At 72.9% G+C, this 12,670-nt stretch carries 8 protein-coding genes and 1 pseudogene; 2 read left to right on the top strand and 7 right to left on the bottom strand.

All coding sequences use genetic code 11. The features are described from left to right. Nucleotide 1: 1 nt before the first annotated feature. The 4 genes from ACIREI_RS09825 to ACIREI_RS09810 form a co-directional block, all read right to left on the bottom strand. Entirely contained in the window at nucleotides 2–2,224 is a 2,223-nt protein-coding gene (locus ACIREI_RS09825) for an NHLP family bacteriocin export ABC transporter peptidase/permease/ATPase subunit (RefSeq protein WP_403329680.1), read from the bottom strand. Continuing rightward, nucleotides 2,221–3,027 carry an HlyD family efflux transporter periplasmic adaptor subunit gene (locus ACIREI_RS09820; RefSeq protein WP_403329677.1) on the bottom strand — a complete coding sequence of 269 codons (807 nt, stop codon included), beginning with the start codon at nucleotides 3,025–3,027 and terminating at the stop codon, nucleotides 2,221–2,223. Before ACIREI_RS09820 ends, ACIREI_RS09825 begins: the two co-directional genes overlap by 4 nt. A gap of 141 nt (nucleotides 3,028–3,168) precedes the next feature. After that, nucleotides 3,169–3,384, bottom strand: coding sequence for a type A2 lantipeptide (locus tag ACIREI_RS09815; RefSeq protein ID WP_403329674.1), 216 nt, complete (start codon nucleotides 3,382–3,384; stop codon nucleotides 3,169–3,171). A gap of 475 nt (nucleotides 3,385–3,859) precedes the next feature. Continuing rightward, on the bottom strand, nucleotides 3,860–4,273 hold the full coding sequence (locus ACIREI_RS09810) for a PaaI family thioesterase (RefSeq protein WP_403329671.1): 414 nt from the start codon (nucleotides 4,271–4,273) through the stop codon (nucleotides 3,860–3,862). Nucleotides 4,274–4,461: 188 nt separating this feature from the next. Here ACIREI_RS09810 and ACIREI_RS09805 point away from each other — a divergent pair, with 188 nt between their 5' ends. Then, nucleotides 4,462–5,820, top strand: coding sequence for a S1 family peptidase (locus ACIREI_RS09805; RefSeq protein ID WP_403329668.1), 1,359 nt, complete (start codon nucleotides 4,462–4,464; stop codon nucleotides 5,818–5,820). 123 nt (nucleotides 5,821–5,943) lie between these two features. On the opposite strand, the gene ACIREI_RS09800 is transcribed toward ACIREI_RS09805, so the two are convergent. Further along, nucleotides 5,944–8,097: a SpoIIE family protein phosphatase gene (locus ACIREI_RS09800; protein ID WP_403329665.1), complete on the bottom strand. Its 2,154-nt coding sequence runs from the start codon at nucleotides 8,095–8,097 to the stop codon at nucleotides 5,944–5,946. A gap of 342 nt (nucleotides 8,098–8,439) precedes the next feature. On the opposite strand from ACIREI_RS09800, the pseudogene ACIREI_RS09795 reads away from it, so the two are divergent. Continuing rightward, nucleotides 8,440–9,021, top strand: a pseudogene (locus ACIREI_RS09795) (LuxR C-terminal-related transcriptional regulator); the annotation flags it as partial. Here ACIREI_RS09795 and ACIREI_RS09790 read toward each other — a convergent pair. Further along, complete coding sequence (locus ACIREI_RS09790) at nucleotides 8,944–10,923, bottom strand: ATP-binding cassette domain-containing protein (RefSeq protein WP_403329662.1); 1,980 nt, start codon at nucleotides 10,921–10,923, stop codon at nucleotides 8,944–8,946. The pseudogene ACIREI_RS09795 and the gene ACIREI_RS09790 overlap by 78 nt on opposite strands. Beyond that, nucleotides 10,920–12,668, bottom strand: a complete 1,749-nt coding sequence (locus tag ACIREI_RS09785) for an ABC transporter ATP-binding protein (protein WP_403329659.1) — start codon at nucleotides 12,666–12,668, stop codon at nucleotides 10,920–10,922. The genes ACIREI_RS09790 and ACIREI_RS09785 overlap by 4 nt, the downstream gene beginning before the upstream one ends. Between the last annotated feature and the right edge of the window lie 2 nt (nucleotides 12,669–12,670).

The raw sequence follows: 12,670 nt of genomic DNA, 5'->3' as shown, positions 1-12,670 counted from the left end.
CTCACCGCTCCTTGACCAGTGCCGCGTACGCGCCGCCGCGCGCGACGAGGTCCTCGTGCCGCCCGCGTTCGACGATGGTGCCGTGCTGGAGTACGACGATCTCGTCGCTGTCGCGCACGGTGCTGAGCCGGTGCGCGATCACCACGCAGGCGCAGCCGCGCTTGCGCAGGTTGTCCATCACGACCTGCTCGGTCTCGGCGTCCAGCGCGCTCGTCACCTCGTCGAGGACCAGGATGCTGGGGCGGCGCACCAGCGCCCGCGCGATCTCCAGGCGCTGGCGCTGTCCGCCGGAGAAGTTGCGGCCGTCCTGCTCGACCTTGCTGTGGATGCCGCCGGGGCGGCGCATGACCACGTCGTAGAGCGCCGCGTCGCGCAGCGCGTCCACCACCGCGTCGTCGGGAATGGAGGGGTCCCACAGCGCCACGTTGTCGCGGACCGTGCCCTCGAAGAGGAACACTTCCTGGTCGACGAAGGAGACGGAGGACGCGAGCGCGCCGCGCGGGATGTCCTCGATGCGCTGGTCGTCGATGCGGATGACGCCCTCCCAGGGGGCGTACAGGCCCGAGATCAGCCGGGAGACCGTCGACTTGCCGCTTCCGGAACCGCCGACCAGGGCGACCTGCTGGCCCGGGCCGACCGTCAGGTCGAAGCCGGTGAGCAGGGGCTTGTCGAGCGGGCTGTAGCCGAAGGTGATGTTCTGCAGTTCGACGTGGCCGTTGAGGCGGCGCGTCGACTCGCCGGCGCCGGGGCGGCCGTAGAGCGGGTCCGCCTCGAAGTTCTCCACGTCCTTCAGACGGGCCACGTCGGCCGCGAAGTCCTGGATGCGGCCCGCGACACCGTTCAGGCGGGTGATCGGGGCGGTGAAGCGGGTGACCAGGGCCTGGAAGGCGACCAGCAGGCCGACGGATATGCCGCCCTCGACCGCCCGCATACCGCCGATCCAGAGGATGAGCGCGCTGTTGAGCGTCGCGAGCGTGGGCGCCACCACGCCCAGCCAGGCGCTCGGGACGCCCAGGCGCTGCTGTTCCTCCAGCGTGGTGGCGTGCTGTCCGGCCCACTTGCGGAAGTAGCCGTCCTCGCCGCCGGTCGCCTTCATCGTCTCGATCAGCTGGAGGCCGGTGTACGCCGTGTTGGTGAGCCGGGCGTTGTCCGCGCGCAGCTTTGCCGTACGGGTCGCGCGCAGGCGGATGACGACGCGCATGGCGACGACGTTCAGCAGGGCGACGCCGATGCCGACGAAGGTGAGCTGGGGGTCGTAGGTGTAGAGGAGGAACGCGTAGAGGACGACGACCACCGCGTCCACGCCCGCCGCCGCGAGGTCGCGGGCCAGCGTCTCGGCCACCGCGTCGTTCGACTGGAGGCGCTGCACCAGGTCGGCCGGGCTGCGCTGGGAGAAGAACGTCACCGGCAGCCGCAGCAGATGCCGCAGGAAGCGGGCGCTGGAGAGGGTGGAGGAGATGATGCGGCCGCGCAGCAGGTTCGCCTGTTGCAGCCAGGTCAGTACGAGGGTGAGCGCGACGCAGGTCCCCATGGACGCGAACAGCACGCTCAGCAGCGAGGTCTGGTTCCCGATCAGGAACTCGTCGATGTAGGTGCGGCTCAGTGCGGGCACCGCCGCGCCGACCACCACCAGCAGCAGGCTCGCCAGGACGGCGGCGGGCATCGTGCCCGCGGTGCCGCGCAGCCGGGCCGGCATCGCGCCGAGCACGCCCGGCTTGCGGCCGCCCTTGCTGAAGTCCTCGCCGGGCTCCATCACGAGGACGACGCCGGTGAAGCTGCCGTCGAAGTCCTCCATGGGCACGAAGCGGCGGCCCTTGGCGGGGTCGTTGATGTAGACGCCGCGGCGGCCGAAGCGGCGGCCCATGCCGTCGTAGACGACGTAGTGGTTGAACTCCCAGAACAGGACGGCCGGCGTCTTCACCTCGGCGAGGGCGGCCGTGTCCATCTGCATGCCCTTGGCCGTCAGACCGTAGCTGCGGGCGGCCTTGAGCAGGTTGCTGGCGCGCGAACCGTCGCGGGAGACGCCGCACGCGATGCGCAGCTCCTCCAGCGGGACATGGCGGCCGTAGTGGCCGAGCACCATCGCGAGGGAGGCGGCGCCGCACTCCACGGCCTCCATCTGGAGCACGGTGGGCGTGCGGACGGTCTTCGAGCGCCCCTTGGGCACGGGGCGCTTCGGCGGGGCGGCGCGCCGCCGACTGCGTGTCTCCTGTGCGGCGCTCACGGCAGCAGCCAATCGACGGGGCGCTGGTCGGCCAGCCGGATCGAGGCCTCGGCCATGGTCATGGAGGTGAGGGAGAACGGCGGCCCGTCCGCGGACGACCACCGGTAACCGCTCTTGGTGCCCGACTCCTTGTCCAGCTTCACCAGTACGGCGACCGGCCTGCCGTCCTTGGTGAACTGCTCGCCCAGCTGCTGGTCCCCGAGGAACGCGGCGATCTGCTGCGCCGACTGCGCGGAGCGGTCCACCGACTTCACATGGCCGCGCAGGACGCCGTACTCCTGGGTGGGCACCGAGGAGACGGTGAGGTCCACGGCGGCCTTGTCGGGGATGGAGGCCGCGTTCTCGGCGGGGACGTACACCGTGGCGTACAGCGGGTCCTTGGTGTGGGCGACCTTCTCCACGGCGGCGACGTTCGCGCCGGTGGAGATGATCTGCCCGATGGTCGCGGCGAGCGCGGTGACCCGGCCCGCGGCGACCGTACGGACGACCGTGTCGCCCTTGGCGGTACGGACCTTCAGCACGGGGGAGTTCGCCGGGAGCCGCTGGCCCTGCTCGGCGAGGACGGCGGTGACCTGTCCGGCGACGGGGCTCTGCAGGATGTAGCTGCCCTGCCCGTGGGTGAGGACGGCGGGCGCGCCGACCGTGGAGGCGACCGAACCGCTCACCGCCCACACGGACGCGGCGGCCATGACGACCACCGTCACGGAGAGCACCAGCCAGCCCTGCGGGCGGGCGAAGCGCACCGGAAGGTCGAGCTCCTCCGGTGACTGGAGCTTGGCGAGGGCCTGTTGGCGGAACTGCACGGAACTTCCCTCACCTGAGGATGAGCGGAGACCGGCTCGCGAGGGCCGGTCGTGGTGCGGGCGGTGCCGGTTTGGGTTTACGGCACCCGAAGAGCCCGGAGCCGGGAACGGCTCCGGGACTCAGCGGTTACGAAGGCGCGATCAGAGACCGGCGACCAGGTTCGTGACCGGAGCGGTCTGCAGGCCGGTGACACCCTCCACGGTGCCGACGACCGTGTCGACCAGGCCGGAGACCGGGGCGATGCCGTTGACAGCGTCGAGGGCACCGTTCACGGCGTTGACCTGCAGGCCGCCGGAGACGTTGTCGAGCTCGGCGTCGGAGATCTCGACGGTCGCAACCTGGGGGGTGGAGTTCATGATGGAACTTCCCTTCCTAATGGGTATTTCACAAGGGGGAGCGGCCCCCTCTGGGGACAGATGACGGCCGCGACCGCAGGCGCCCGGCGCCCGTTTCCGGAAGCCGTTCGCGACCCCTGCGGTGCGATGGATCAAAGCACGCTGCGGGTAGGGGCTTCCAATCAAACTCCGGTCTCACCAGGGCACTTTGATCTCAGTGGCATCGATGCGTGCAGATGTGCGCACGTCTCGTCGGCGACTTCTTCACATGCGTCACAGCATCGGCTCGGGCGAGCTGTTGCGTCCGCCGCGCGACGGCCCGGCCGGTCTCGCGGCGAATCCGACACTCCCGCCCCAAGGGGGTGACCGTCGGTAGCACCTTGTGCAGAACCTTGGCGCCCGGTGACTTCGTTGAGTATTGAATGTGCAGATTCCCTGAAGCCAGGATTCCGATCGGTGTTCACGACGGACCGCTACCGATCGGTAGCGGATCGTGTCAGCCCATTAGTGCGTAGACCGTGCTCGCTCGGGCCGCGGTGTTCCCCGACCCCTCGTCGGTCAGCGTGATGTCGGCGAACGCCATACGGCGGCCCAGCTTGGTGACCACCGCTTCGATCAGGACATCCGAACCGATCACGGCGCGCTGGAAAGACGTCGACTGCTGCACCGTCGTCATCGGCCCGTACGCCCCGCGCGCCGCCGACACGGCGATCACGGTGGCGGTGTCGGCGGCGGCCATCAGCGCCTGCCCGGACAGCGCGCCGCCCTCCCGGGCGAGCCCGTCCGACCAGGGCATGCGCAGAATCGCGCGGCGCTCCTCCACCGCCTCGACGGTCAGGCCCAGTTGAAGGACCCAAGGGGCGAAGTTGGCGGAGAGGATCTTGTCGGCTTCGGCCGTGGTCATCGTCATATGGGGGATTGTTCCCGCCGCAGGACCCGCGGGCGCGGTCCTTGGCCGATTCGGTGTTTCGGGCGGGGCGCGCGCAAACGGAGTTGAACGCCCCGGGCGACCCGTGCGTACCAACTGCCAACCAGGCGCCCCGAAAAGCCGTCGGACGAACGGCGGCACAGACCCCGTCCCCCAGGAGGTCGAGAAGTTTGAGTCACAAGCGAATTCCGAAGCGCAAGGCCGCGATAGCCGCGGGCAGCGTGGTGGCGCTCGGAGCGGCCGCGATCCTGCTGCCGAACGCCAACGCGTCCCAGGACGGCGCGTCGACCGACGCCGCCGCCCCCAAGACCCTGAAGGCGGCGGACGCGTCGGATCTCGCCTCGCAGCTCCAGGGACTGCTCGGCGACGCCTTCGCCGGTTCGTACTACGACACCGAGAGCCAGCAGCTCGTCGTCAACGTCATCCCCGGCGACAACAACAACGTGATCGTCCAGGCGAAGAAGGCCGGCGCGAAGGTCCGCGAGGTCGCCAACAGCCTGTCCGAGCTCGAGTCCGGCGCGCAGACCCTGAAGTCCGAGGCGACCATCCCGGGTACGGCCTGGGCGGTCGACCCCAGAACGAACAAGATCCTCGTCACCGCCGACTCCACCGTCACCGGCGACAACTGGGACCAGCTGGAGTCGACCGTCCAGAGCCTCGGCTCCGGCATGGCGACCATCAAGAAGTCGGCCGGCACGTTCAAGACGTTCCTCTCCGGCGGCGACGCCATCTTCGCCGGCGGCTCACGCTGCTCCACGGGCTTCAACGTCACCGCGGGCGACGGTTCTCCCGCCTTCCTGACCGCCGGGCACTGCACGCTCGCCGGGAACGAGTGGTCGGACGCCGAGGGCGGTCAGCCGATCGCCACCGTCGACCAGTCCACCTTCCCCGGTGACGGCGACTTCGCCCTGGTCAAGTACGACGACCCGGCGACCGAGGCGCCGAGCGAGGTCAACCTCGGCGACCAGACCCTCGCGATCAGCCAGGCCGCGGAGGCCGAGGTCGGTCTGCAGGTCTTCCGGATGGGCAGCACCACCGGGCTGAGCGACGGTCAGGTCCTCGGGCTCGACGCCACCGTCAACTACCCGGAGGGCACGGTCACCGGGCTCATCCAGACCGACGTCTGCGCCGAGCCCGGCGACAGCGGCGGCTCCCTGTTCACCCAGGACGGCCTGGCGATCGGCCTCACCTCCGGCGGCAGCGGTGACTGCACGGTCGGCGGCGAGACGTTCTTCCAGCCGGTGACCACCGCCCTGGAGGCGGTCGGCGCGACCCTCGGCGGTGACGCCGCGGGCGGCGCGGGCGCGGGTGAGGAGGCCGGAGCCGGTGAAGAGGCCGGAGCCGGTGAGGAAGCGGGCGCCGGCGAGGAGGCCGGAGCCGGTGAGGAAGCGGGCGCCGGTGAAGAGGCCGGAGCCGGTGAAGAGGTCGGCGGTGAGGAAGCCGGTGCCGGTGAAGAGGTCGGCAACGGCAACGCCGACGGCACGGGCAACGGCCTCGGCGAGATCGTCGGCAACGGCGTGGGGAACTGACGCCCTGACACCGACGCACGGATCCGAGTGATCCGGACGAGCACGTGGTCCGGCCCTCCGGCGGGAGGGCCGGACCGCCGCGTCTGCGGGACTGCCGACCTCGCGCCCGCGACAGCCGGGCCGTCAGCCCCGTGCCCGCAACAGCAGCAGCGCCACGTCGTCGACCCGCTCCCGCACCGACGCGGCATGCCGGATCAGCAGATCGGCCAGCTCGTCCAAGGGCTGCTCCCCGGCCTCGGCGAGCACGTGGCCGAGATCGGCGAGCGCGTCCTCGATGTCGACGCCGGGGGACTCGATCAGTCCGTCGGTGTAGAGGACGAGGACACAGCCCGGAGTGAGGTCGACCTCCGTCGTCGGATAGGTGGGCGAGCCGTCGATGCCCAGCAGCGGGCCACCGGCGAGGTCGAGCACCCGCACCCGTCCGTCCGGCCGTCTCAGCAGCGGCGGCGGATGCCCGGCGCGGGCCATCACCGCCCGCCCGTGTTCCGGGTCGAGCCGCAGGTACAGACAGCTGGCGAACAGGTCGGAACCGAGGTCGAGCAGCAGCCGGTTGGTGCTGCGCATGACCTCCTCGGGCGCCTGACCGACGGTCGTGTACGCGCGTACGGCGGTGCGGATCTGTCCCATCAGACCGGCCGCGGTGACGTTGTGGCCCTGCACGTCCCCGATCACGGCCGCCGCCGTCAGGCCCTGCTCCGTCGGCACCAGGTCGTAGAAGTCGCCGCCGATCTCCATGCCCTGCATGGCGGGCAGATAGCGCGCGGCCGCTTCGATGCCGGGCAGCGACGGCAGTGAGTGAGGGAGCAGAGCGGCCTGCAGACCGTGCGCCAACTGGTTCTTCGCGTCGTACAGCTGGGCCCGCTCCAGCGCCTGTGCGATCAGCCCGCCCAGACTGGTCAGCACCGCCCGCTCGTCCGCCGGGAACGGATGCGGCTCGGCATAGGCGAACACACAGGTGCCGACCGGGCGGCCGGAGGCGATCAGCGGCAGATACGCCCAGGCGGCGAAGCCGTCGGGAGTCGCGTGCCGTGCCGGATACAGGCGCTCCAGCTGCTGCTGCGATTCGAAGAACGCGGGCACCCCGCTGCTCAGGGCCTGGACACCCGGCGTCTGCTCGGTCAGCGGCAGCCCGTCGAACCGCTCCACGATCTGCGGATCCGGATAGCCGCGGTGACCGAGCACATGCAGCCGGCCCGCCCGCGAGCCCAGCACGACCAGGGCCTGGCTGCCGACGGCCGGCACGATCTCGTCCGCGACCAGTTGCACCACGTCCTGCACGCCCGCCGCCTCGGTGAGCGCACCGGCCAGGCTCAGTACCTGGGAGATGGTCACCAGCCGGGCCGGCGCATCGCCGGGCTGTGGTCCGCTGCGGCCCATCTCGGCCACCGCGCGGGCTCTGGTGATCCGTACGCTCAGGCCGGTCGTGCTCGGATACATACGGAAGGACAGCCAGTCGCCGGGCGGGCGCAACGCCACGAACGACGTCGTGTGCTGGCTCATCAGCGCGGCCCGGTAACGGTCCTCGTACACGGGGTCGTTGAGCCAGGGCACCGAGGCCCACAGCTGGTTGCCGAGCAGCCGGTTGGCCGGGACGCCGATCAGCTCGGCCGCCGCCGGGTTGGCGAAGCTGATCCGGCCGTGCAGATCGAGCGAGCACAGCCCGTACGGCAGCCGCGACACCATCCGCGCCGCCTCCACCGTACCGAGGGTGCCGGCCGCGCCGCCGAACGCGGGCCCGGCGAGCAGATCGGGTTCGGGCAGCGGCGGGCGGCTGTCCTCCTTCGCGCGCTCCAGCCGCATCGCGAGCCGCCGGCAGGCCGCCGTGAGATGTTCCCGCTCCCGCTCCGACAGCTCCGGAGGATGCGAACCGGGCCAGGTCACGAAGATCGCGCCGTAGACGGTGGTCCCGGTGGCCACGGGCAGCGCGGCCAGCGCGAACGGATAGGGCAGCACCAGGGCGATACGCGGATACCGGGCCGCCATGTCCTCCTCGCCCCCGACCCACACCAGCCGCCGCTCACGCACCGCCTCCGCGACCGGGATCGGCGCGCTCAGCCCCACCCGCTCCCACGGCGCCGCGAACGCCCGCGGCAGCCCCGCCATCACCGCCATCTCCAGTACGGGCTCGTCGGCCGCCAGCAGATACACGGCACCGGAGTGCGCGTGCACGTCGTCCATCATCGACGCCAGCGCCAGGGACAGCAGTGGCCGGCCGACCCGCGTTCTCGCGGCCGCCGGCGCCTGGGCGGACGTCTGCCCGTCGGACACGCCGACCACCTCCTCGCACGGGCGCGTCCCGGAGGCGACCCGAGCCGCTCACGCGCGCCGGGCCCCAGGGCTCAAATCTCCTCCCTCACGGCGCTTCGCGCACGGCGAGCGCACGGCGAGCGCACGGCGAGCGCCCGGCGAGCGCCCGGCGGTACCCCCGGCGGCACCGGCGCGGGGCCGTGCGCGGGCACACGGGTACCCACGGCACGGCGAGGTCCGCGGGGTACCCCCTCGGGCCCGCGTCATGCCCCCGCGGTGGAAGCGCGGGGCGGCGGACGGGCGCCTCGCGTGCGCCCCCGCGCACCCTGATGGCCGGTTCTTCGCGCCCAGTGGTGGTGCCGAACACGAACAATGGGGCACGCGCTCCTCACCACGGAACCGGTGTACGGCGAGTCGAAGGGACGGGCAGTGATCCGGGTGCTTCTGGTGCACGACACATGTCTGGTCAGATCGGTCCTGGCGGAGTGGTTGCGCAACGAACCCGACCTCGGGGTTTTCGACGCCTCGTGGCAGAGCGCGCCCGGACGTCTGCGATCCGTGCGGCCGGACGTCTGCGCGGCCGACCTCGACTGCTCGGACGCCTATGGCATCCCGCCGCTGGGCGACCTCCGCACACGCGAGACGGACCGCACACCGCCCCCGCTCCTCGTACTGGCCAGCGCGCACCGGCCGGGGCTGCTGAAGCGAGCCGCCGAGGCGGGGGCGCTCGGCTACGTGGACAAGGAGGGCTCGCCCGAGCAGCTCGTGCACGGGATCCGGCGCGTTGCCGAGGGAAAACGTTTCGTCGACGATTCGCTGGGCTTCGGTTTCCTCAAGGCCGCCGAGATGCCGCTGACCCGGCGGGAGCTGAGCGTGTTATCCCTCGCCGCCGAGGGAGCCTCGGTGGCGGAGATCGCGGGGAGTCTGCACCTGTCCCACGGGACCGTGCGCAACTACATGGCGGCCATCACCCGCAAGACCGGGGCCCGCAATCGCATCGACGCGATCCGGATCTCCCAGGGCGAGGGGTGGCTCTGACGGCCCGGGCGTCCAGCCGCCCACGAGAGCGCGGTACGACGCCGAGCGGCACACGAGTTCGTCGTGGGTGCCGTACGCCGTGTGCCGGCCGTCCATGACGAGTACGCGGTCGGCGCGACGGGCCGAGCTGATGCGGTGGGCGACGACCACCAGGGTCCCGCCCGGCCGCTCGGCGAAGGCCCGTTCGGCGCGCTCCTCGGCCCGCGCGTCCAGGTGGCAGGTCGCCTCGTCGAGCAGGGCGAGCGGGGCGTGGGCGAGATAGGCCCGGGTCAGGGCGACGAGCTGCCGTTCGCCCGCGGAGAGCGCCGCCGGATCCACCGTCGCGGTGGGCCCGCCGAGCGCCTCGAACAGCGGCAGGAGCCCCACGGCCTCGGCCGCCGCGACCAACTCGGCCTCGGGCACGGGATCCGGCCGCAGATGCCCGAGGTTCTCGGCGAGCGTGCCGGTGAACACGTACGCCTCCTGCGGGATGAGCACCCGCAGCGCGGCCGCCTCGGGCCCCGGCACCGGATGCCCACAGAGCCGGACGGTGCCACGCCCCGGCTCCAGCAGCCCCGCGACCAGCGCGGCGAGCGTGGACTTACCGATACCACTCGGGCCGACGACGGCCAGGTGAGCGCCGGGCGGGAGGGTGAGGTCCAGGTCGTCGATCACGGGGGTCGCGTGGGGGCCGTAGGCGAAGGTGACGGAGCTCAGGGAGAGGGCGGGTGGGCTGGAGGGTGCTTCGGTGGGGTGAGTGGGGGCAGTGGGTGTCCCGTCGGCGGGGTGTGTACGGGGCGCCGAATCCGGCGCGGTCCTTGACCTGCCCTCGTTCTCAGCCCTGGTGCCGGCCCCAGCTCCAGTCCTGGCCTCATCCTCGGCTCCGGCGTCGGCCCCCGCCCCACCTCCGGAGGAGCTTTCGCGGGTAAGGCGTCGCAGTACCACCGCCAGGCGTGAGCCGCTGGTGCCCAGGCCGTGGACCAGGTTGTGCAGGGCGGGGAGGAGGGACTGGGTGACGTAGGCGAGGGCGCCCACCAGGGCGCCGGGGGTGACGCCGTGGTCGAGGAGCCAGGGTGCGCAGGCGAGGAGCAGCACGATCGGGAGTTGGCCGCCGAGGGCGAGCGAGGCCACGCGCAGGACGCCCCAGCGGGCGAGGGAGCGGGCGGCCCGGAACTCGGCGTCGACACGGCTGCCCGTGGTGGCGGCGACCCGTTCCTCCGCACCGGCCGCCGTGATGTCCCGCAGCCCCGGGCAGACGGCGCCGAGCCGGTCGGCCAGCGCCTCGTCGGCGACGAGGAACGCCTCCTGGCGGCGGGCCAGCGGTCGCAGCGTCGCCGCGAACAGGCCCAGACCCGCGGCGAGCGGAGGCGCGACGACCAGCAGGAGCAGCGGGTCGAGCGACACCAGGCCCGCGATGGCGCCGATCGCGGTGAACACGAACGAACGCGACACCATCACCAGCCCGGCGAAGGTGTCCCGCGCGATCTCGACCTGCTGGGTCAGCCCCGACAGCGCCCCGGCGTCCGCCTCGCGCACCCCGCGTCCGACGACCCGCGCGACCAGCCGGTCCCGGAGCGGTTCGACCAGCGCGGCGACCGCGCCGTACACCCGCACGGTGCCGTACGCCCCGACGAGCACGCCGAGCCCGGCCACCCCCAGCCAGGCGAGCCCGACCCCGGGACGCCCGGCCAGAAACCCCTCGTCCAGGGCGCGGGCGAGCGCGTATCCGGTGAGGAAGGTCTGCCCGGTCTCCAGGACGGACCAGCCGGCCAGCCGCACCACGACCCGCCACCGGTCCCGAAGGAAGCGCAGACCGCGCCGGTGTACGCCCTCGGTCATGGCCGCTTCCCGTCCGCGAACTCCCCATCAGCCACGGCTTCTTCGGTGAACTCCCCGTCCGCGAACACCGCCCGGTACTCGGGGTCCTGCCACAGCCGCTCGTGTGGCCCCACCGCCCGCACCCGCCCCCCGTCCAGCCAGGCCACCGCGTCCGCGCGGGCGGCCGTGGCGGCGCGGTGGGCGATCAGGAGCCGGGTGCCGCCGTGCGGGCCGCCGTCGACCAGGGCCGCGGTGATGCGCGCCTCGGTCACCGTGTCGAGGCTGGACAGGGCGTCGTCGAGAATCAGCAGACGGCCGCCGTGGGCGAACGCCCGGGCGAGGCCGAGGCGTTGGGACTCCCCGCCGGAGCGCGGGGCGTCGGCGACGGCGGTGGCGTAACCCTGGGGCAGGCGGCGTACGAATTCGTCCGCGTGGGCCGTACGGGACGCCTCCCGGACGCGCGCGGGGGAGGGGGACGGAAGACCGAGGCCGATCTCCTCCTCGATCGTGCCGCCCAGCAGGGCGGGGCGTTCGAAGGCGTGGCCGACGGCCCGGCGCAGCGCGTCGTGGGTGAGCGCGCGCAGCGGCACCCCGTCGAGCAGCACCTCTCCGGCGTCCGGCTCGGCCAGCCGTCCGGCGACCGCGGCGAGCAGCGACTTGCCCGCGCCCGACCGGCCCACCACGGCGAGCGTCGTGCCGCCGGGCACCACGAGGTCGACGCCGTCGAGTACGGCCCGTCCACCTCGCCGGGCGGTCACCCCGCGCAGTTCCAGCCGGCCCGGACCGCGCGGGAGTGAGCGGTCGCCGTAGCCGGGGGCGGGTTCGGCGAGCACCTCGCCGAGGCGGGCGGTCGCCGCCCGGGCCCGCGCCAGGCCCGCGAGATGGCCGACCAGCACGCCGACGCCGGCGGCGAGGACCGCGTACCGGGAGGCCGCGAGCACCTCGCCCACCGTCAGCCGGTGCCCGGCGAGCAGCACCCCTGCCACGGCGACGACGCCGAGCTGGAGCAACGGGGCCACGGCGACGGACCGGCCCGCGGCCCGCCCCTGCACCCGCCACATACGGTGCCCGGCCTCGGACAGTTCGGGCAACGGCCGCAGGATGCGTGCCGTCTCCCGGTCGGCCGTACCCGCCGCCTCGATGGTGCGATGGCCCCCGACGGCTTCCGAGAGGGCCTGCGCGATCCGGCCCTGCGCCTGCTGGTAGCGCGTCACGCATTCCCGGGTGTCGCGGGCTAAGGCGCGCAGCAGCACGGCCAGCACCGGTGCCCCGGCCAGCAGCACGGCCGCGAGCCACGGGTCGATCAGAGCGAGGGCCACCACGCCCCCGACGGGTCCGGCGAGCGCGGCGAGCAGAGCGGCCCGGGCGGTCGGTGCCGTGCCGGCCTGGGCGGCGTTGCCGACGAGGCGCGCGACGAGGTCTCCGGATCCGAAGCGTGCGGTGGCGCGCGGACCGACGGCCAGGACATGCCCGGTCAGACGTCGGCGCAGCCAGGCGGTGGTGCGGGCGTCCACCGTGCCGCCCAGCACGGTCTCGCAGGCGTCGAGCAGGGCGAGCAGTACGACGATCGCGGTGCAGTACAGCACCCAGCGGGTCGCCGGGGCTCCGGTCAGCAGCAGGTCGAGGGTGTGTCCCAGCGCGGCGGGCAGCAGCAGGCCGGCGCCGGTGGCGGCCGTGCTCACCAGGCACAGGACCAGCCAGCGGGCGGGGGCCGGACCGAGCGGCCCGGGCAGCGTCCTGATGGCCGGCCTGTTGGCTTGTGTCATGG

Origin of the sequence: Streptomyces sp. NPDC093591, from assembly GCF_044764885.1 — a bacterium.
GTDB lineage: Bacteria > Actinomycetota > Actinomycetes > Streptomycetales > Streptomycetaceae > Streptomyces.
The sequence above is the reverse complement of the archived record's forward strand: the minus strand, read 5'-3'. Positions and strand labels throughout refer to the sequence as shown.